Source organism: Bacteroides sp. AF20-13LB, assembly GCF_003603065.1.
GTDB classification, from domain to species: domain Bacteria; phylum Bacteroidota; class Bacteroidia; order Bacteroidales; family Bacteroidaceae; genus Bacteroides; species Bacteroides uniformis.
Genome location: NZ_QTMH01000009.1, coordinates 11867 through 35738, shown reverse-complemented (window position 1 = coordinate 35738; position 23872 = coordinate 11867). Strand labels below are relative to the sequence as shown.

The window sequence follows — 23872 nt, the reverse complement described above, 5'->3', positions numbered from 1 at the left end:
TATTTATTTATTAATATCAGGATTTGATGTAATTTCTATATTTGGAATAGGCCAGTATGCCACTTGCGGACCGTAGTTCAATGATGCTTGGAAATAATCCACAAAAGCGTTTCCTCTCTTTTCTGGCGGCAGCTCATAAAATCTGTACTGCTTTCCAAAGTTGAATGCTGATACCAAAGCATTAGGGTCATCAGGATTAGGCTTAAGATATTTGGTCTGAATCATACAGTACTTATATTCGTCGGATGCCAACTGTTCAAACCTTTCCTTAGTTATATTCCAGCGTCTCAAATCAATGACACGTATGGCATGTCCTTCCATACACAGTTCAAGAGGACGTTCCACATACATCAGATGATTCATTACATCACTTGCAGCATATTCCTTCTCATCGTATGTATATCTCTTGAATTCTCCCTGTTCCGATTTTCCGATAAGCACAACTCCAGCACGGTGACGTACCTTGTTGATGGCATTGATAGCTGACTGAACATTTCCATCGCTTGCACCGCCTTTAATCAGACATTCTGCATACATCAGATATATATCTGCCAAACGGATAAGACGATAGTTTATTCCTGAGGCCATAGCAGGCTTAAATTCAGTTTCACTCTTACGTGTATCCCAATTTGATAATTTTCTGAAATACGCTGAAGAGCCACGGTTGAATTTTGATACCTGTTGTGGGAGAGACTGATAATATATCAGACTTTCATCGCCGTTTATTGCAAGAGAGGCAGATGCACGCATGGAATAGCTTCTGAGGCGATATGCCTGACCGTCTTCCCATTTAAATTCCGGAACTATGTCATCGTAGCCGGTAATCTTATTGTATAAAACTTTATTATCTCCGACAGTTGAGACGAGTCGTTCGCGTACTCCAACATATTTTCCTGCTGTTGCATCCCACGTATAAACGTACGTTCTGTTATATACGACACCCTGACGGTCCACCTGCGAGCTGAAAGTTGTTCCCAACTGGTCGTATATAATATCCCTATGTTCAGGATCACCATAATTGTCGGACTGCGTTTTTATCCAGTTACGTTCATCAAGTCTGTCCACCGGCTCTGTTTCGAATGCTTCAACAAGCCAAAAAGCAGGAACAGTGTTAAGCCAGGCATCGCCCAAGCCATTTACATTCATTCCCCATATATTATATAAGGTAGACTCCGACCATGTACCGAATTCTGTATTATACTGTGTAGAATAGGAAACCTCGAGAATAGATTCCGAATTGAATTCATTGGCAGCAGTAAAATTATCGACTATGTCATCAACCAAAGCAAAACCTCCATTATCAATAATATCCTTAAAATATTCGGCAGCTTTATTATACTCTTTATCATAAAGGTAGCTTTTGCCTAATATTGCCTTTACAGCCCAAGAGGTGATACGTCCCAAATCGGTTTTCTCCCATTTGTCATTCAAGCCAAGGTCAAGAGCTTTCTGTAAATCTTCTCTGTAATATTTCTTGATTTCATCACTTGGTGTAACCTTTTTATAGTAATCTTCTTCTACCTCTGCAATTTCATTAATATAAGGAACATTACCATTATTGAATGAATTATTGAGATAAAAATAAAACAAGCCACGCAAAGAATATGCCTGTGCCTCAATCTGAGCAAGCTTGGTTATTTGAGGTTCATCTGTAACATTTGGACGGATTTTCTCTATACTGGCCAGAACCTGATTCGCACGGAACACACCAGTATACAGTGCAGACCATTTACCACGGACTGTTCCGTATGAATCATTAAAGGTTTGCTTATAGGCTTCGTTATCAAACTGCTTTCTGTCCTTATTACCTTCAACTGCTATATCACTTCTACGGTTCTCATCGAGCGGATGATAAATATTGGTATTTTTCAAAGCATTATATACAGCAGCCAGTCCTTTCTCGCAGTCGCCTATTGTTTTATAAAAATTCTGTGTTGTCAGCTGATGTATGTTTTCCTGCGTAAGGAAATCGTCGCATGAAACCAATGTCATGCCCGACATCAACAGACTGAATACTATTGTTTTATATCTGAAGTTCATATATTTATATTATTAAAAGTTAGAAATTAATCTGGAATCCGCCACGCATCTGGATACTTATAGGATATGTTCCATAGTCCAAACCACGACGTGACAATCCATTACTACCGACCTCAGGGTCGTATCCGTCGTATTTTGTCAGTGTAAGAAGATTATCGGCTGCAACGTATAAACGGAACTTGCCCAATCCAAGCTTTGATACCCAACTCTTGGGGAATGAATATCCTAACATAATATTTTTAAGTCTGACAAATGAACCGTCCTCAATCCACATATCAGTATGAGCACGATAGTTGTTATGACCCTCTGTACGATAAGAAGGAATGGTAGAGGTATAGTTGGTAGGGGTCCACATGTATATCAGTTCCTTATTGGTTCTTCTTTGATATGTATATATCTTCGTACCGTTTATTATTTCATTTCCAACTGAAGCATACCAGTTCATAGAGAAATCGAAGCCTCTATAGTCGGCCGAGAAGTTCAAACCAAGTTCATAATCCGGCATACCACTACCGGCATAAACACGGTCGTCATCATTAAGAACACCATCATTATTGGTATCGATATACATAAGGTCACCCATACGGGCACTTGACTGTAATTTCTGATATTCTGCAAGCTTCTGTTCAGTATTGATTACCCCTGCGGTTGGCATAACAAAGAAAGCACCGGCTTCATATCCTTTCTTGATTGCAGTTACATAATCACTTCCTGATGAAACAGGTTTACCGTCGGGGAAGAAATATAACTCATTTTTTCCTGCCATAGACACAATCTCATTCACGTTTTTGGTAAATGTACCAGTCAAGCTGTAATTAACACCACGTATTTTGTTGCGGTGAGTAAGTGAAAACTCAACACCACGGTTTTCCATATCTCCGGCATTCAATGTAACAGTTGAACTCTGGCCCCCTCCATTTGACGGTGGCACGACCATCGGGAAAAGCATATTCTTCTTGTTACTCTTGTACAAATCAAGACCTAAGATAAGCTTGTTATTATATAAAGCCATGTCGATACCGGCATTAAGCTGCTGGGTTGTTTCCCATTTCACATTCGGATTGGCAAATCCCAATTGGGTAAAACCATTTGCAAGAATTTCGGAAGTTCCGGTACCAAAAGTATAGTCGTAGTTTTTGTATATAGCTGGTGCGTATGAATAATCAGGGAAGTTCTGATTACCGGTAGTACCATAGCTGAATCTTAATTTTAACGAATTTACTAGCCACCTGAATCTGTCGAAGAATGATTCCTCAGAAATATTCCATCCTACAGACAATGACGGGAACAATCCCCAACGATTTTCTTCGGAGAACTTAGATGAACCGTCGCGCCTGATACTGGCACTTGCCATGTATTTGTCTGCATAGCTATATTGTAGACGACCCAACATACCAACCATTGTACTGATACGGTCCTGTCCCCACTGGCCACTGCCTGTACCCACAGTCATATCGGATGTTCCCGCATTTAGGTTCGGAATCTCGTTAGTAACCAAATCCATTATACTGGCATAGAACATCTCGTATGTATATTTCTCCATACTGAAAACTCCGGTAAATTTAATATCATGCTTTTTTATCTTCTTATTATAATTTACCATTGTTTCCCAAGTGAGACTGGTATTCTTTGAATGAGTATCTTTTAATTGCGAACGGTAATTAGAGCTGGTTACCTTTTCGCCTTTCTGATTATATACCTCAAACTCAGGTCGAATTGAGACAGCTTTCTGATTGTTATATCCAAAGCCCAAACGTGTGGAAACATTCAGTCCGGGAATTACATTATAAGCAAGATAAAAATTACCGTTAAATGATTCTGTGTCCTTATGATTTTCCTCTTTCAATCTTCCCAATGTATAACTTACGCCCTGTAAATCTGCAGGATCGCCAGCTGCATTTACTATACTTGCCTGTGGATAAATCTGAGAACGAGTAGGCGAGTAGTCATAACATTCGTTCAATAACCCCCAAGCCGGAGATAACTGGTTTTCTATCTTCATAGCGATGTTAGTGTTGATAGTCCATTTTCCGCGCTGAAAATGTGTATTCGAACGAATATTATATCTTTTGTAATCGGAATTTATCAACACACCTTTCTGGTCGAAATAGTTCGCGGTAAGGTTATATGTCAAATCTTTCTTGCCGCCATTCGCAGTAACAGAATAATTCTGTATTGGCGCGTTATTATTGACTACATATTCATATAAACTAGAGTTGTTGAAGAAATTCACAGGATATGTTTTCAGATTAGACCAGGCCAGGTCGTCTGTATTCTGGTTTCCTTCCATCATTCTGTTAGACATCACTTTTACAAATATACTCTCGTTGGCATCAAGCAAATGAATATTCGAAGTAATGTGCTGTACACCATAATATCCGTCGACAGCTATCTTCATTTCTCCTTCCTTACCCTTCTTTGTGGTAATAAGGATAACACCGGAAGCACCGCGAGTACCATAAATGGCAGCCGAAGCAGCATCCTTAAGAATATCTATACTTGCTATTTCGCTACTACTCAATCCCGGGTCGCCCTCGAACGGGACACCATCGACAACATATAAAGGAGAACTGTCGCCTGAGATAGAACTTAAACCACGAATCTGGATGTTGGATTTGGCTCCAGGCTCACCAGAACTTGCCTGAACGTTAACTCCGGCAACCATACCCTGAAGAGCTGTACCCAAGTCGGAAGTACTGATCTTAGTAATCTCATCTGAGTTTACACGTGCCACTGCACCCGTCACCTCTTTTTTACGCATTGAGCCATAACCTACAACAACCACTTCATCCAACACTTTTGTGTCTTCCTGAAGCTTGATATTATAAATCTGACCATTCTTGATTGCAGCTTTTACAGTTTTATACCCAACAAAACTGAACACTAAGTTACCTTTAGTCGGTACCCCTTGAAGAACGAAATTACCATCCATATCAGTAATAGTTCCAAGAGAAGTACCTTCAACTTGAACAGCTGCGCCTATAACTTCAAGGTTATTGGCAGCATCAATCACCTTTCCTTTAACTGTTATCTTCTGTGAATACATAGACAATGTATAGAAGATAAGCATCACGAACAACATGTACCTGCCATGGTACCATTTTTTCTGATTTCTCATTTGTAAAAATTTTAATTTAGCAATAGGTTATGAAATTCCTTTTATAACTGACGCTAAATTATTTATTTATAATGGTACAAAAGGGGAGAATTATATATTTAAAAAGGGGGTAAAATTTTACCCCCACTTATATTAAGAATCCAAATCGGTCTGTATACTCTGTTCTTTGTACTGTTGCGGCAATACACCGAATTCTTTCTTGAAACATTCTCTGAAATACTTCAAATCATTGAACCCTACATCGTATGTCACCTCTGATACAGAATACCGTCCTGTCTTCAACAGTTCTGCCGCTCTCTTCATTCTTATTGAACGTACAAAAGCATTGGCTGTTACTCCCATAAGTGCTTTCAGCTTCTTGTTCAGAACCAAGGCCGTCACGCCAAGACCTTTACATATATCCTCTATCTGGAACGAAGAGTCTGTAATGTTGTCCTCTATTATCTTTACAAGTTTCTCAAGGAACTTATCGTCGGTAGATGTAGTGCTTACCTCGGAAATCTTTATTGCCGGAACTTTCTTGTGTTGAAGAATCCGCTTCCTGTTGGTTATAATGGAATTAAGCAGCTCTTTCATTATCTTGTTGTCGAAAGGTTTAGGGCAATAAGCATCTGCATGGAATTTATATCCGATGAAATAATCCTGCAATGTAGTCTTGGCTGAAAGCAATACTACAGGAATATGAGATGTCCTTACATCCTGCTTGATTCTCTCACACAGTTCCAGACCATTCATGCCCGGCATCATTATATCGGATAAAACAAGATCCGGTTGCAAATCTGGAATCATGTTCCATGCCATCTCCCCATCATGGGCTATCATTATCTTATACTTATCCGACAACAGTAATGACAACATATTACATATATCCTTATTGTCATCAACAATCAATATAGCCGGAGATTCTCCGTCCACTTCTATGTCTATCATCTCTTCATGCTCGCACGATTCACTTCTTAACACATCAGCAAACTTTTCATCCTCCCCACTGTTGGCAGAGATATTCTCCGTAACCATGTCCCCCTCAGTTATCATAGGAATTACAACATGGAAAACAGTGCCTTTACCTTCCTCTGATACAAACGTAATATTTCCATTATGTATCTCTACAAGCCGCTTGGTCAGAAACAGACCTATACCGGTACCTCCTTCAGCAGAGTTTTTATTCTGACTGTAGAAACGCTCGAAGAGGTGTGTTTTCAGGTTGTCGGATATTCCGTTTCCCGAGTCTGCCACAGAGATGTTTATTTTGTTATCCTGTTCATTGACAGTAAACGATACAAATCCTCCGGCAGGAGTATGCTTAATGGCATTCGATACGAGATTATAGATTATCTGTTCCATAAGATGAGGGTCGAACAGAAAGCTTATATCACTGCGTGAGACAGAATATTCCAGCCCTACACCTTTCTGTTTTGCCCAATACGTGAACTGCTGAAATACTTCTTTTGAGAAAGACGAGAAGTTGCCATATTTGAGATTCAGACTAAGCATTCCTTTCTCGCTCTTTGAGAAGTTCATCAGCTGGTTGACAAGACTTAACAGGAACTTACTGTTATGCTCCATTGTCTGCAGCATGCCGGCAAGATACTTGTCGGACGAATACTTGCCCGATTCAATAATCATACTAAGTGGAGAATGAATAAGTGTGAGTGGTGTCCTCAATTCATGCGATATGTTGGTAAAAAATGTAGTCTCCTTTTCAAGAAGTTCTTCAGTCTTGCGTTTTTCCATGTTTGCTATATATAGAGCATTTCTGCGCTGCACCCGTGAGGTATAATACACCTTGAACCGGTATAAAGACAAGACAAGCAATATAAAATAGAGTGTATAGGCATACCATGTACGCCAGAAAGGAGGGTTAATAATGACAGGTATGGAAAGTTCATTCAAACTGTAGACTCCATCGCTATTCCTGACCCTCAGTCTGAACATATATTCGCCTGAAGGAAGCTTTGTGTAGAAAGCCTCACGATGAAAAGCGGAGGTGGAAATCCATGAATCATCTACGCCTTCGAGCATATATTCGTAACCAACCTTATAAGGACTTCTGTAATCCAGGGAGCTGAACTGGAATGAGAAAGTGTTTAAATTATAAGGCAATTCAATGTGCTCTGTAAAACTTACACTTTTGTCGAAATAAGCTGAATATGTGGAATCTGCCTCAACGCTGTGATTGAAGATTTTAAAATCAACGAGTGTAGGACTACCGTTGAAATCTATCACATCAAAGTCGTCAGGTCTGAAGACGTTAATTCCGTTTACGCCACCGAATATCATTGTTCCATTCGTCATTACTCCAGCAGAAAGTTCCATAAATTCATAATCCTGAAGACCATCGAAAATATCATAAGATCTTATTCTCTGTGTGTTGATATTCAACGAATTAATTCCTTTATTGGTAGAAATCCATAATGTTCCATCCGTGCCATTAACAATTGATTTTATTGTATTGCTGCTCAACCCGTCTGCAGAGCTAAAATTTTCAACGCAGGCATTATGGTTTTCATCCAAATCCACGATTTTCCTTAACCCGCGTCCAAGTGTTCCATACCAGATATTATGATTCAAGTCTTCACATACAGGCATTATATAGTCGAGTTCATCAAGTCCCTTGACTGAGTTCAAAACAGGATTATCTATATACAAATCTGCAGATTCCAATACTTTAAGACCGAAGCTGGAAGCTACCCATATATTACCCTTATGATCTTTAACGATGTTTCTTACTATCTTAAGTTCTTTATTGTCAGATGTTTTGATTTCCTTCATCACACCTGTGGACAAATCATATCTAAAAAGACCTTTATTATATGTGCCAATCCACAAATATTTTCCATCGGCAAGCATTGCGCGCACATTTCTCAAGCCTGAGATCTTTTTATAATCATTATCAGAAGTGAAACTGTAAATACCATCGTACATCAGAGACACATACATGCAGTCGGTGTAGTTTGAGTATGCTGTTGAGTATACTATCCTGTTTGCCGTGAAAGGAATAAGTCTGGCATTACCGGTAATGGAATTAAAATGATATAGCCCTGAGCCTTCTGTACCTAAATATATATCGGATTTGGCAAATGTATAAACGGACGATATATGGTCATTTCCTATTCCTCTGAATAAATCTATAGGTTTATTATTTTCGCGTATACTCATAAAGCCACTCTTGAAAAATCCTATCCAAAGAATATCGTTTTTATCAAGAACTACAGTTTGCGGATAGCTGTAAGAATATGTAGCAATAACCTGTGGTTTTGACTCGATGGCATGCAATACATCAAAAGTCAACACATTCACAGTGCTTGTAGTGGCATAAAATAATCTTTTGTTTTTATATACCATTTTTCGTATATCGCAGTTTTCCAACAGGGTACTTACCTTGCAGGTATGCTTGTCGTATAAACATAATTGATGATTTTCCAGATTTGAGTACAATATTTGAGAAGATGAGATGACTATGGCTGAAGCTATAGGGCATCCCAATAGTTTGTTAAGCAGTAATTCATCTCCATCGACGTTACATTCGTACAGGCCGTCTTCGGAGGAGAGCATTATCGTATTATCTATTTCTATGATGTCGGAAATGTATGGTAATTTTAATGTTGATCTTAAGACAGTATTTATTTTGCCATTTTGAAAATCATAATTTACAAGGTATATACTCTCATCAGAGGAATGAAACCAGACTCTGTCTTTAGAGTCGACAAGAATCTTATCGCAAGTGAAATTTTTATCAATACCGCTGTGACCAAGATTTAATGAAACGAATTCGTTCTTTACAGAATTGAACAGGAACACTCCTCTATCGGCTGTACCTATCCACAGATTTCCATGTGAATCTTCGTCAATACATACTATCAGATTACTGTTAAAACCGTTTGACTGATATCCGTAAACCTTAAATTCATATCCGTCAAACCTGTTCAGTCCGTCGTTCGTGGCCAACCATATAAAGCCTTTAGAGTCTTGATAAATACATTGCACATCATTTTGGGAAAGTCCATCAAGAGTAGTGTACTTTCTTGTGACAAACTCATTGGATGCAAAGGATTTGCAAACTATAATCAGAACTGATATTAAACTTAAGATTAATCTAAACATATAACTATGTATTCTTTATATTTCATCAAGATTACAAAGTTATTGATTTTATCTAAAACATCAAGTATTTACAGTAGTTAATAGATAATTATAGATATTTTCCACTTTAGAATGCGTATCAAAATCAATCAAGAAAAAAATAAATCTTTAACTTCATTTCATAGTATAAAACAAAAAAGCATCGTACCATTACACTCAATAATAGATACGATGCCCGAAAGAAATTACAGTAACAGACTGTATTGGGATTGTTCTTAAAAAGACTTATCTGTATGACTTTATATATATGTCGAGTATTTCGGTATCCGACAGTTCATGAGGGTCCAGACTGAACAATGCACCCATGGCAGTTCGCGCATTATCAATCATCTTAGGGAAATCTTCCTTTACTATTCCCCAGTCGCTAAGCTTCAAATCGCGGACATTGCATTCCTTCTGCATTCTCACCAAAGCATCTATAAAATGTTCGGGATTAAGGTTCTTGCGTCCGGTCATAACATCTGCCATGCGCATATATCTCTTTGTCCTGTCATAAATAAAAGTAGAGAAATAGGCCTCGCTTATAGCTATCAGGCCAGCACCATGAGGAAGAGCGGGATAGTATGCGCTGAGAGCGTGCTCGAGAGAATGTTCGGAAGTACAACTGGATGTGGATTCAACCATTCCCGCCAGCGTACTTGCCCAAGCCACCTTTGCCCTCGCTTTCAGGTTATTTCCATCCTTCACCGCAACAGGTAAATATTTATACAGCAGTCTGATGGCCTCAAGAGCGAAAATATCACTTATTGGGGTTGCACAATTGGCAATATAGCCTTCGGCTGCATGAAAGAATGCGTCGAATCCCTGATAGGCAGTCAGATGTGGCGGAACTGAAACCATCAGTTCCGGGTCGATTATCGACAGACATGGGAAAGTTAAAGTGGAGCCGATACCTATCTTTTCGTTTGTTTCCAGATTGGTTATGACAGTCCATGGGTCAGCCTCGGTTCCGGTTCCGGCTGTTGTAGGAATGGCTATGATGGGCAATGCTTTGCTGTAAGGAAGCCCCTTGCCGATACCTCCTTCAACATATTCCCAATAATCGCCATCATTACATGCCATGATTGCAATGGATTTGGCTGTATCTATCGAACTTCCGCCTCCCAAACCTATAATCATATCGCAATTTTCCTCACGACAGATTGCCGCACCTTCCATTACATGGTCTTTTATTGGGTTAGGCAATATCTTGTCGTACACCACGGCATCAACATTATTTTCTTTCAGCAGACCAATCACCTTATCCAGATAACCATATTTACGCATTGATGTTCCGGATGAAATGACTATCAAAGCCTTTTTGCCGGGCAATGTCTCTGTTGAAAGACGTTTAAGTTCGCCACATCCGAAGAGAATCTTCGTCGGAATATTATAACCAAAAACAAAATTATTGTCCATAAATATTATCAGTCAGTCAACTTACTATCTTAAAGCCTTATCAATCACTTTCTTGAGTTCAGGATAAGCCTCATCTGTATCGCCCACCTGTTTTCTCAACTCACGCAGTTTCTTTTTCATGTCCTTAAGAACTTTGGCGTATTTAGGATTATCAGCCAGGTTTACCATTTCGTAAGGGTCGTTCTTCACATCGTAGAGTTCGAAAGAAACCAGAGTAGGAACAATCTTGTGGCTGTTCTTCAACCATGACATTGATTTCTGTCCGTAACGTTTGTCGTCGTAATGACGGCCATAGAAAAGTATCAGCTTATAGTTTTCCGTGCGGATACCTATGTGTGCCGGAACGTCGTGATGAATCATGTGCATCCAGTATCTGTAGTAAACAGCATCCTTCCAGTTTTCTGGCTTTTTGCCTTCGAACACAGAGGCAAAGCTCTTTCCATCCATGTATGAAGGTTCTTTGCCACCGACCATCTCTATAAGAGTTGGAGCAAAATCAATGTTGTTAATCATCAGGTCCGACTTGGCTCCCTTGTAAGGACATCTCGGGTCGCGGACTATGAAAGGCATTCTCTGAGATTCTTCATACATCCATCTCTTGTCCTGCAGGTCGTGTTCGCCAAGCATCATACCCTGGTCGCCTGTATATACGATAATGGTATTTTCCCAGAGTCCTTCCTTCTTGAGATAGTCGAAAAGACGTTTCAGGTTGTCATCCACACCCTTTACGCAACGCAGATACGATTTCAGGTAATGCTGGTAGGCAAGGTATGTATTCTCCATTTCATCACCTGTATTGCACTTATATTCCATTACATAATTGCGGATTTCATGACGGCTTGAGACAGAAGTTCCGATGAAGTGACGAAGTGAATCGTTCTTGCCTCTTGTGCCTTCGGAGCCCCATTTGTCTGTATCGAACAATGACAATGGAACAGGCACTTCCACATCGTCAAGATAATATTCATAGCGCGGTGCGTACTCGAACATATCGTGCGGTGCCTTGTAATGATGCATCATGAAGAAAGGTTTGGACTTGTCGCGTCTGTTCTTCAACCAGTCAATAGCAAGGTTGGTCACGATATCCGAGGAGTAACCCATTTTCTTTATCTGGTTATTAGGCCATTTCTTGTCAGTTACGTCACTTGTAAGGAAAGTAGGGTCGAAGTATTCGCCCTGTCCGCCATGACCGTTGAATACAGAATAATAGTCGAAGTGCGACGGTTCGCATCCCAAATGCCATTTACCGATCATGGCAGTCTGATATCCCATATTATGGAACTCATCAACCAGATATTCCTGGTCCGGCTGAAGCACTTCATCCAAAGTGAGCACCTTGTTACGATGGGAATACTGTCCGGTCATGATACATGCACGGCTTGGGGTACTGATGGAGTTTGTACAGAAACAGTTCTCGAAGAGCATACCGTCCCTTGCCAGTTCATCAATTGTAGGAGTAGGGTTCAGTACTGCAAGACGACTTCCGTATGCGCCGATAGCCTGCGAAGTATGGTCGTCCGACATGATGTAGATGACATTCATCTGTTTCTGCTGTGCTGCGACACCAACACATACAGACAGGAATGGCATAACAGCCATTCCCTTCATTATATTATTTTTTAAATTCGTTTTCATAAGTCAGATTATCATTGAAATAGAACTTGCAAGACATATCATCGAATGATTTTACGTCCTTATTCTGCATTTTAACCCATTGTTCTGATTTAGCCTTGACAGCTACCTGAGTTGAAACCTCATTACCGTCGACTACACTTTTAAGAGTGACATTTGCATCCTCTGCATTATGGTTTGCCACACGTACAGTGATAAGGCATCCGTTATCAACCTTATCGTATAGCGGTTTGGAAACCACCACCCCTTTAAGCTTAATCTTGAACACATGTGCATATTCAGTAGGTTTGTTCTTAGGGAAGTTTACTACAAGACCCTCGTCAGTCATCTTATAGTCAATCTTCTCTGAGCTTCCAAGCATTTCAACCGACTCAATTTCTACGTTCCGGCAATACTTAGTAGCCAATGACTTGATAGTAACACTACCATCTGTCCAAGCCAGAGACACGGCATAGAGGTTATTGTCGCATGTAGTAAAGCGAATGTCGTCCGCTGTATATTCAGTTTTTGTATTGTCTGTCATATAACCTGCGGTGCCTGCGTTATGTCCTTCGGAAGCAATCACCCATGGTCGTGAGCCATAAATAGCCTCACCGTTAGTCTTCAACCATTTACCTATCTCGGCAAGTACGTTCTTCTGTTCGTCTGTAATAGTACCGTCGGCCTTAGGACCTATATTCAGCAATAAGTTACCGTTCTTGCTGACAATATCAACAAAGTCGTCGATGATATGGTCAGGACTCTTGTTTTCCTCGCCCACACAATAGCTCCACGATTTCTTGCCTACAGAAGTATCAGTCTGCCATGGATATTCACGGATTCTGTCGCTCTTACCTCTTTCTATATCGAACACCTGGATATTGTCGCCATATCCGAATTTAGTGTTAACCACAACTTCTTTATTCCAATCAAGAGCCGAATTGTAATAATAAGCCATGAATTTATAGAAAGTAGGCTGGAACGGATATTTTCCCACAGTCCAGTCGAACCATATCAATTCAGGCTGATATTTGTCGATAAGCTCGTATGTATGCATAAGGAACTGACGGCGTGAACGTTCGTTCGAGCCTTCATACTTACCACAATAAGGTGTCATACCCTGACCTTCGGGCTCATGCAGTCTTTCGCCATACAGAGTGATTGTAGTGTCCTGAACATCAGAAGGAGTTTCCATTCCATATTCATAGAACCATGCATTCTCGCATCTGTGAGAAGAAAGTCCGAAACGCAGACCGGCTTTCTTGGTAGCTTCCTTCAATTCGCCGATTATATCCCTTTTCGGTCCCATATCCACAGCATTCCACTTATTGAAAGTACTGCTGTACATGGCAAATCCGTCGTGATGCTCGGCCACCGGAACAATGTATTGTGCTCCAGATGATTTTACCACTGCCAGCCACTCGTCGGCATTGAAATTTTCGGCTTTGAACATAGGGATGAAATCCTTATATCCGAATTTGGTCAAAGGACCGTAAGTCTGTACGTGATACTTATTAATAGGATGACCTTCCTTGTACATCCAGCGGGAATACCATTCACTGCCGTATGCAGGAACGGAATAAACTCCCCAGTGGATAAAGATACCGAACTTGGCATCCTTAAACCATTCAGGAATAGTGTAATTTTGAGCAATCGATGCCGAATCGGCCTTGAACACATCAGTACCTTTTAAAGATACAGTAGAATCTACATTAGGAGCGTATGTAGAATTGCACGACGCCAACAGGCTTAATGCCGCAACTCCTAAAACCGTTTTCATGGATTTCTTATTCATAATAATCTTATTACATTAAATAATGACATTAATTTTTTCTGTAAGCAAAGATACACTTGAGTTCCATTTACAATAAATAATTTAATTACTATAGTAAGGGGTAAAATATTTACCACCTATTATTGAACAAATTTACCCCCTCTCATATATGATAATAAACTGCCAATATCGAATTACAAGTAAATATATATTTCAACAAAAAAGGTTTAGCCTATTATTACACAACAATTTCACCCTAAGAATAAAATATATATAGAGTAAATTTGCCAATATAACAAACTGTAAAAACAAATTTATGAAAAACTATTTGATTTACTTACTCGCAGCAGTATCGTGTACAACTGTAGCAGACCTAAATGCTCAAGTCAGTACAAAAACAGGTAATGAAACCACAGAACTTACAATTCCGAAAAAGTTCTACAAGGACAGCATTGATTTCAGCAATGCTCCGAAAAGACTTAACAACAAGTACCCTCTTTCCGACCAGAAGAACGAAGGCGGATGGGTTCTAAACAAAAAGGCCTCTGACGAGTTCAAAGGAAAGAAGCTGAATGAGGAAAGATGGTTCCCGAACAACCCTAAATGGAAAGGAAGACAACCTACTTTCTTTGCAAAGGAGAATACTACATTTGAAGACGGCTGTTGCGTGATGAGAACTTACAAGCCGGAAGCAGGATCACTGCCCGAAGGATATACTCACACTGCCGGTTTCCTGGTAAGCAAAGAACTTTTCCTTTACGGATATTTCGAAGCAAGACTGAGACCAAACGACTCGCCATGGGTTTTCGGTTTCTGGATGTCGAACAATGAAAGAAACTGGTGGACTGAAATAGACATTTGCGAGAACTGCCCCGGCAATCCTGCCAACAGACATGACCTGAACTCGAACGTGCATGTATTTAAAGCTCCAGCAGATAAGGGTGATATAAAGAAACATATCAACTTCCCTGCCAAATACTATATACCATTCGAATTGCAGAAAGACTTTCACGTATGGGGACTTGACTGGAGCAAGGAATATATCCGACTATATATAGACGGAGTACTGTACAGAGAAATAGAGAACAAGTACTGGCACCAGCCATTACGCATCAATCTTAACAACGAATCGAACAAATGGTTCGGAGCCTTGCCGGACGACAACAATATGGATTCTGAATATCTGATAGATTATGTAAGGGTGTGGTACAAGAAATAAGAAATAACATAATCTGAAATTATAAAAGGCAGTCTTCATTATCAGTATGCTGATGATAAAGTCTGCCTTTTTAACAAGAAGATAAAGATTTTAATCTGCCCTATCACTCATTTACTTCATCCGGATACTCTGTAAGCGAGTTTCCCGAATTGCTTATTTCAATAGAGCCGATAGGAAGATAATTGAACTTCTTGCTCCATGCAGAGATACCATAATCTCTTCTAAGAATAGGCATCATGACCTCCTCGGCACGTCCTGAGCGGACGAGGTCAAACCATCTGTCACCCTCGCATGCCAGTTCACAACGACGCTCATACCATAGAACATCAATTACGCTTTTAAATCTGTCAGGATACATCTGCATTAGCTTGTCAACATCAATATAACTTCCGTCGTCTGCATGAACATGCTTCTTTCTGAGTTCATTTATGTAATACTTCGCTTTTGCTTCATCAGGATTAGTACCTCTGAGATATGCTTCGGCAAGCATCAGATACACTTCACCATATCTGATGACCCTTACGTTTCCAGGCTTGTTTAGATTGGGGTTTCCTATCATATCGTAATTTTTGAAAGGAGGATATTTCTTCTGGGCATATCCCTGGAAATCAGGCCCGTAAGAGCCTGTCTCCCAAACAACTTTTTTTGATTCATCCTGAATATTGGCATTAGGTTTGGTTACAAGTTCATCGTAAGTAAATATCGCCGCATCACGACGCACATGGTCATCCGGAAGGAAATAATCATACAATTCCTTAGTAGGCAGACAAAAGCCATATCCATTATCATAATCAGGACTATTTTTCAACTGTCTCGGTCCGCAGAAAGTCACCCACATAGCACCTTCGCCTGCATCAATATTACCCCAGTTTGTATTACCAGATTTGGTAGAGGTCTGTATTTCAAATATAGATTCCTCGTTATTCTCCTGATGAGCCGCAAACAATTTAGAATAATCATCCGTCAGAGTATAATTACCACTTGAAATTACATCCTCCAATAAAGGTTTCGCTTTGTCAAAAATCTTAGCATCATCGTTGCTCCAGTCAGCCCAATAAAGATAGACCTTGGCCAACAGGGCTTGAGCCGCAGTCTTGGTAATACGTCCTTTCATTGTGTCCGGGAAATTATCCTTTAGAGAAGGGATAGCTTCAAGAAGATCTTTCTCTATTGCTTTATTTACATTTTCGCGAGTATCTCTCGTAAACTTGAATCCTTCAGGATAAAGAGTCTCAAGACTGATAAAGCATGGACCATAATATCTCAACAATTCAAAATGATACCAAGCACGTAAGAACTTAGCTTCAGCTTTATAAACTTTAGCTTCCGGACTGTCATACTCTGAATTTATTACAAGATTACATCTATATATACCACGGTAACGAGTTTTCCACAAATTATCGGAAATAGAATTGACACTCGTATTTGAATAATCCTCTATAGCCTGCATGTAAGGCTGATCCTGATCAGAGCCACCACCAGTACGAGCATTATCCGAACGGATTTCACCCATAGGTACAATGGAAGCAAGTGCATTACCCGAAGCACCACCTATGTGAGCTAACGGATCATAACAAGCAGTAAGCGCTTTGAACATCTGTTCATCGGTCCTATAAAAAGAACTTTCTGTTTCGGACATTATAGGAGCTGTATCCAGGAAACTGTCGCTGCAAGATGATGATGCAATAGCAGCAAACATGAGGACAAGAATATTATTATGTATTTTCGACTTCATAATTTTCAATTTTAGAAATTAAGACTTAAACCAAATCTGAATGTACGGGCCTGAGGGTAAGTACCATAGTCAATACCTGTGCTAAGAATATTGCCACCTGCCATATTTCCTACTTCAGGATCCATAAACGGATAGCTGGTGAAAGTGGCAAGATTATCAATTGCTGCATAAATTCTTGCTTTATTCAGCATCAACTTGTTTATTAATTTAGTTGGGAATGAATAGCCTACCTCAAGTGAAGAAATCTTTAAATGCGAACCATCATAAAGATAAAAATCGGATGGTTTGCCAAAGTTTCCATTAGGATCTTTGGATGAAAGACGAGGCACTCCATTATCATCACCTTCTTTCCGCCATCTGTCAAGATAGAATGATGGAAGGTTGCTGCGTCCGTATGCTTCCTGTCGGTAAATATCAGAGAAGACTTTATATCCAGCTTTTCCTGTTAAGAAGATTGTCATATCAATACCTCTCCAGTCGGCACCTAAATTCAAACCGAATGTCCATTTTGGCCAAGGATTGCCACAATCGGTTCTATCTTCATCTGTAATCTGCCCATCGTTATTTGTATCTTGCCATATAAAGTCACCCGGAACGGCATCAGGTTGTATCACTTTACCGTCTTTTGATTTATAGTTCTGTATCTGCTCTTCATTTTGGAATATTCCTAAGTTCTTATAAAGGCGGAAATAACCCATAGCATGACCTTCCTCCATACGCGTTACATTAACAGATGTTCTCCAGCTACCACCATCAGTATATCCATTTGCATTTCCTATCTTTACAACCTCATTTTTAAGATATGAGGCATTTGCGGAAATAGAGAAGTTGATTTCGTTCCAATTTTTATTAAATGTCATCTGCATTTCCACACCCTGGTTTGTTATATTACCAAGGTTTCTAAAAGCTGCATTATTACCTCTAATGGCTTCAACTGTTGGCTGGAACAACAAATCCTTAGTACTTTTTTTAAACCAGTCGAAACTTGCTCTAATCATACCATTATAGAATGTCATATCGGCACCAACATTAAATTGTTCAGAAGTTTCCCATTTCACGTCTGGATTAACAAGGTTATTAGGAGCAGATCCCACAGTGATGGCATTACCAAACGTGTAATTATAATTATTGCCAATAATAGAAGTATAGGAGAATGGAGAAATTCGCTCATTTCCGTTCTGTCCCCAAGAGAATCTAAGTTTGAAGACATCAAAGTTCTTAATTTTCCAGAATTTCTCATTTGAAACATTCCAACCTAATGAAACGCCCGGGAAAGTAGCATATCTGTTATTGGGACCGAAATTTGAAGACCCATCGCGTCTGACCACAACTTCCGCCATATATTTTTCAGCATAATTATAGCTTAGACGAGCAAAATATGAGAACATACTATGTCTAGGATTAGCACCGCCACTATTAGCTGATGTCATAACATCACCAGCATTAAGATACCAGTAATTCTCATTGGTCATTGCTTCATTTGGATATTTATTTCGTGTTCCGGTCATAAACTCATAAACATCTCTTGATGCAGAAGTACCTAACAGGACAGATGTAGAATGTTCACCAAAAGATTTTTTATATCGCAATGTATTCTCCCACTGCCAACTACTATTAGCATTTGTACTTTGTTCTACCCTAGAATTATCTTCTTTACATTCTGCAGAATGAAAAAACTTTGGTGCAAACATTCTTCCACGGAAATTCCGATGATTAATACCAAAATCTGTGCGGAAAACAAGGTCTTTAATAAAAGTGATCTCAGCATAAACATTACCAAAAAATTGCTGGGTAATATTTTTATTCTTAGGTGCCTCATCCATAAATGCAATAGGGTTCCACATACGGCTATAAGGTACAGGAGAGACTCCATATCCGAAAGTATCGTTGCTATTCTCATCATAAACCGGAGTAGTAGGATCAATATTATAGGCGTATGATATCGGATTATAACCATTGATACCGGTTGCCACTCCACTATTCTCTATATATGCATAGTTGACGTTTGCACCTACACTTAAGAAATCATTTATAGAATAGGAACTGTTCAGCCTTGTGCTGAATCGTTTGTAAAATGACGCATCTTCACCGATAATACCATTCTGGTCTAGATAATTCAATGAAAGCAAGCTTGAACCCTTATCACTGCCAAAGTTAGCAGTAATGTTATGCTCAGTAACAGGAGCTGTATTCAATATTTCATTAAACCAGTCTGTATTATAACCTGTTGGAGCAGTAGGTACACCACCGGCAAGCGGCATATCATCATTGTCGGCAAACTCTTTCATCAGCATAATGTACTGTTCATCATTCAGCATGGTTGGTTTCTTTGCTACTGTAGAGAAACCATAGTAACCATCATAAGCAAGCGATGTCTTTCCTTTCTTTCCTTTCTTTGTGGTTATAAGGACTACACCATTAGCGGCTCTGGCACCATAAATAGCAGCTGAAGTTGCATCCTTCAAGACTTCCATGCTTTCAATGTCGTTGGGATTTACACTGTTCATGTCGTCCATAGGCAGTCCGTCAATTACAAAAAGAGGATTAGAGTTTCCATTTGTACCGACACCACGAATTACCAGCTTGGGCGCTGATCCCGGCTGACCTGAATTTGTCACAACGTTCACACCACTAACCCTACCGCTCAATGCATTTACGGCATTTGCAGGCTTGGATTGCAATAAATCATCGGAATCGATGCTGCTGATGGCACCTGTAACAACACTTTTTTTCTTAACCTCATATCCTATTGCTACAACTTCATCGAGTGCAATGGCGGAGGTTTTTAATTGAACGTCTATTGTAGACTGACCTTTATACACAATATTCTGTGTATCATATCCTACGAAGCTATAAATCAATGTCGATTCCATTGGTACATTTTCCAAAACATAAATTCCGTCCAAATCCGAAATAATACCGTTTGTTGTACCCTTAACTAAAATGCTTGCACCTATCACAGGTAAGCCATCGGAATCTGTTATACAACCAGAAACTCTCCCGTTCTGTGCTTTTAATGGTAAGCTGAACATTATAAGAATCAGCATACACATTAATGATAGTGTTCTGTTCATAATCTAGAGTTTTTTGTAATTAGTGTTTTTCTTAAAATAAAAAGTTTTGTTCTATCAGTTGCGCGCTACTTACTGACACTTGCAAATATATATACTATGTAATATAACCAAAGGGGGAAAATTTCATTTAAATAGGGGGGGGGGAAATAGATTAACTAAATATTTTAAGGAAAAATGGCTGTTAGAATCCATTCCCAGACTCCAACAGCCATTTTATCACTAACAATCGCCTGTTAATCAATATATTTTTCTGCCCATTTCCTTAAGATTTGCATCCCTGCCCAGTGGAACAAAAGTAAATCCGTATGAATAGCTTCCCTTCAGAAGACGCTTGTCTATTGAAGGACGGGCTTTCAGACTCCAGCTATCTGTTCCGCCCACTCCAGCCTGAACCAGGTCGATATTAAGAGTATTAGAATACAAGTCCTTTTCAAGTTCATTTATATGTTTAGCCTTATCAATCGCATTCTGCGACATCTCCCACACTGAAACAGATAGGGGTTCATCGCCGACAATCATCACACCTGCCTTATCCGACTGCAAGGCAAACCATCTCACGTCACAACGGTTTCCGTTTTCCTGCGGCATTACATAGTCAAATCCCAGAGCGGACACCTTGCAGTTATATATAGACACCATTGCAGAGGCTTTTCTGTCGGAATAGTTTTCCCATGGGCCACGTCCATAATATGTCACATCCGACAAACGATTGGTACATTCGCATTGCAATCCTACGCGCAACATTTCTGATATTTCAGGAGACTTCATCATTGAATAATGAACGCCTATTGTTCCGTCTGCTTTTACTTTATAATTCAAGGTAAGTCTCAGTCTTTCATCTATAGCCTTTAGCACCTTAACCTCAAGATTGCCTTCCGATTTGCGTACATCTATAGAAACTGTCTTTAGCTTTAATGGAGCATCTTTCCAGAATGCAAACAGTCTATCGACCTTCCATCCTCGCCAGTCATTGTCTGTTGACGCTCTCCAGAAGTTTGGTTTCAGAGCAGATGTGATGATACTTTCATTATCTATCTTATACTGACTGATATAACCATCACTGATATTCAGATAAAAGTTCTTTCCCTTCACGCTGATGTCTTTCTTGTTATCTGAATCGATTTCCATATCCAATGTAGTATCAACGCATTCTACTATCTTTGGTAAAGAAAGATACTTAAACTGTTCCCAGGCAACCTCGTATCCAGCTTTGGCATACAGATTGTCATTCTTGAGCCTGGCACTCAGGCATAACCAATATTCCGCACCGTCATCGGCCTTGAAATTCTGAATAGGAAGTTTTAGTTTACAGCTCTCACCAGCTGGTGTTGTCGGCACAATAATCTCACCTTCCTGCAATACACTGTCTTCGTCCTTCAATTGCCAAAAATAACGATACTCATCTGTTGAAAGGAAGAAGTTTCTGTTTTTTACAGTTATCTCTCCACTATAGACATTATCAGTTGTAAATGATACAGGAGCAAACACGTACTTGCATTCCTCAGTAGCAGGTTTAATGGAGCGGTCGGCACTGATAACACCATTTATACAGAAGTTTTGGTCGTTGTGCTCCCCTTTCTCATAGTCACCACCATAATTCCATGATTTCTTATTATATTTCCGTTCATTATCCAGCAATCCCTGGTCTATCCAGTCCCAAATATATCCGCCGGCAAGCGCATCATGAGAACGTATTGCATCCCAGTATTCTTTCAGCCCGCCGGTAGAGTTTCCCATAGAATGTGCATATTCACACATTATTATCGGACGGTTCATGACCGGATTCTTAGTCATTGCTATAAGCTCATCGACCATAGGATACATACGGCTAATGACATCGACGTATAAAGGATCATCGGGATTGGCATACACACAAAGCTCTTTCTTTGCCGGTTTGACATCTTCGTTCACATTAAAATCTATCTCACTAGTAACGATTGACGCTTCCTTACGTCCGATAGGTTTGTATAAAGGATTTTCCGGCTGTCCTTGCGCCCCCTCGTAATGAACAGGACGGGTTGGGTCATAATCTTTCAGCCATCCTGACAGAGCTGCATGATTAGGGCCGCATCCAGACTCGTTGCCCAACGACCACATAAACACAGAAGGATGGTTCCTGTCTCTCACAGCCATTCTTACCACTCTCTCCATGAACGAGTTAGCCCACTCAGGCCTATTGGACAGATACCCCCTTTGATGATGAGTTTCAAGATTAGCCTCATCCATTACGTATATACCATACTTATCGCACAGTTCATAGAAATAAGGGTCGTTAGGATAATGCGATGTGCGGACTGTATTGAAGTTATAACGTTTCATAAGCAGAACGTCTTCGAGCATCTCCTCGCGGGTGACAGTCTTTCCTCCTGTCTCGCTATGGTCATGGCGGTTTACGCCAATGAGTTTAATAGGAGTGTCATTCACCAGAATCTGATTGCCTTTTATTTTAATATCCCTGAAGCCTACCTTACTACTTCTCGCATCCACCACATTGCCCTTATTGTCTGTGAGCTTTAGAATCAGAGTATATAGATAAGGGTGTTCAGAATTCCATAACTCCGGCTTGGAAACGATTCCCTCCATCATTCCGTAATAAACATTATCGCGCTGAGGATAAGGTTCGTTCACCACATAATCGGCAGTAACGGTAATATCTTTTCCAAACACCGGTTTCCCATCGGCATCATATAATTGGGCTGACAGATTCCATCCCTTCAAATCATCCATATTCTGATTTGTTATTTCCGGACGGATCTGTAACCGTGCAATATTCTTCCGGAAATCGATGCGTGTCCTTACTCCATAATCATATATTGCCACCTGCGGAATGGACATGATATATACTTCACGATGGATACCAGCCATTCGCCAGTGGTCGGCATCTTCCATATAACTTCCGTCGGTCCACTTATACACTTGCACCGCCAGTTTATTCTCCCCCTTCTTAACGTATTCGGTAATATCAAATTCAGTAGGCAGACAACTGTCTTCGGAATATCCCACCTTCTGTCCGTTTATCCATACATTAAATCCCGAATAGACGCCTCCGAAATGGAGTATAATCCTGTCGTTCTTCCACTTGTCAGGAACAACAAACTCCTTGATATAACACCCCGTCTGATTATTCCTGTCAATATATGGCGGACGAGCAGGGAAAGGATAAATAGTATTTGTATATATAGGATAGCCATATCCCTGCATCTCCCAACATGAAGGAACAGGAATAGTTTTCCATGATGATGAATTGTACTCCACTTTATAAAAACCGGCGGGAGCCAATGCCATATCCTCGGAAAAGTTAAACTTCCATTGGCCGTTCAACGACATATACTCCGATTTCTCTCTGTCTCCATCCAAAGCCCAATCCACTCTCCGGAAAGAATAAGTAGTACTGCGGGAAGGTAAACGGTTAATTCCGTTTATGGTCTGGTCCTGCCATACATTCTGATTGTTTCTCCACTGATTGGCACCATTGTCCGATGCAGACAGAGATTGCATAAAGAAAAATAACACAGAAAATGAAAAAATAGATTTTAAGTTCAAGTTCATAAATTCGCATTTTAAGTTTCTATGCAAATATATAAGTATAACGAACAATGAATAGGGGGTATTTCTATCTATATAGAGTGGTATTTTTAAATATGAGCTTAGACTTTACAGAACATCGTCCGGAATACTATGCTATGTAGCACTCTATATGAAAATATTATATATTCCCAAGTCACAAGCCTTTTCAAACAATTTTTATATATTCTCATCC

The 23872-nt window shown here is 39.9% G+C and carries 10 protein-coding genes; 1 reads left to right on the top strand and 9 read right to left on the bottom strand.

The features are described from left to right. Positions 1–3: 3 nt before the first annotated feature. From DWX62_RS11765 to DWX62_RS11740, 6 genes are all read right to left on the bottom strand, one after another. Entirely contained in the window at positions 4–2040 is a 2037-nt protein-coding gene (locus DWX62_RS11765) for a RagB/SusD family nutrient uptake outer membrane protein (protein ID WP_120172848.1), read from the bottom strand. A 19-nt stretch (positions 2041–2059) separates the two neighbouring features. After that, complete coding sequence (locus DWX62_RS11760; RefSeq protein WP_007560970.1) at positions 2060–5158, bottom strand: TonB-dependent receptor; 3099 nt, start codon at positions 5156–5158, stop codon at positions 2060–2062. Positions 5159–5290: 132 nt separating this feature from the next. After that, entirely contained in the window at positions 5291–9262 is a 3972-nt protein-coding gene (locus DWX62_RS11755; RefSeq protein ID WP_120172847.1) for an ATP-binding protein, read from the bottom strand. 264 nt (positions 9263–9526) lie between these two features. Further along, the gene (locus DWX62_RS11750; RefSeq protein WP_007560974.1) at positions 9527–10699 is read right to left on the bottom strand and encodes an iron-containing alcohol dehydrogenase; all 1173 of its coding nucleotides are present in this window, start codon (positions 10697–10699) and stop codon (positions 9527–9529) included. 24 nt (positions 10700–10723) lie between these two features. Beyond that, on the bottom strand, positions 10724–12334 hold the full coding sequence (locus DWX62_RS11745) for a sulfatase (protein WP_007560976.1): 1611 nt from the start codon (positions 12332–12334) through the stop codon (positions 10724–10726). Then, positions 12312–14105: an alpha-L-fucosidase gene (locus tag DWX62_RS11740; protein ID WP_007560978.1), complete on the bottom strand. Its 1794-nt coding sequence runs from the start codon at positions 14103–14105 to the stop codon at positions 12312–12314. Before DWX62_RS11740 ends, DWX62_RS11745 begins: the two co-directional genes overlap by 23 nt. A gap of 295 nt (positions 14106–14400) precedes the next feature. On the opposite strand from DWX62_RS11740, the gene DWX62_RS11735 reads away from it, so the two are divergent. Next, the gene (locus DWX62_RS11735) at positions 14401–15303 is read left to right on the top strand and encodes a family 16 glycosylhydrolase (protein ID WP_007560980.1); all 903 of its coding nucleotides are present in this window, start codon (positions 14401–14403) and stop codon (positions 15301–15303) included. A 103-nt stretch (positions 15304–15406) separates the two neighbouring features. Here the strand turns inward: DWX62_RS11735 and DWX62_RS11730 are convergent, their stop codons facing one another. The 3 genes from DWX62_RS11730 to DWX62_RS11720 all read right to left on the bottom strand — a co-directional run bounded on the left by DWX62_RS11730 (position 15407) and on the right by DWX62_RS11720 (position 23610). Then, positions 15407–17038: a RagB/SusD family nutrient uptake outer membrane protein gene (locus DWX62_RS11730; protein ID WP_007560982.1), complete on the bottom strand. Its 1632-nt coding sequence runs from the start codon at positions 17036–17038 to the stop codon at positions 15407–15409. 11 nt (positions 17039–17049) lie between these two features. Beyond that, positions 17050–20112, bottom strand: coding sequence for a TonB-dependent receptor (locus tag DWX62_RS11725; RefSeq protein WP_081458114.1), 3063 nt, complete (start codon positions 20110–20112; stop codon positions 17050–17052). A gap of 237 nt (positions 20113–20349) precedes the next feature. Beyond that, positions 20350–23610 carry a glycoside hydrolase family 2 TIM barrel-domain containing protein gene (locus DWX62_RS11720; protein ID WP_120172846.1) on the bottom strand — a complete coding sequence of 1087 codons (3261 nt, stop codon included), beginning with the start codon at positions 23608–23610 and terminating at the stop codon, positions 20350–20352. Positions 23611–23872 lie beyond the last annotated feature (262 nt).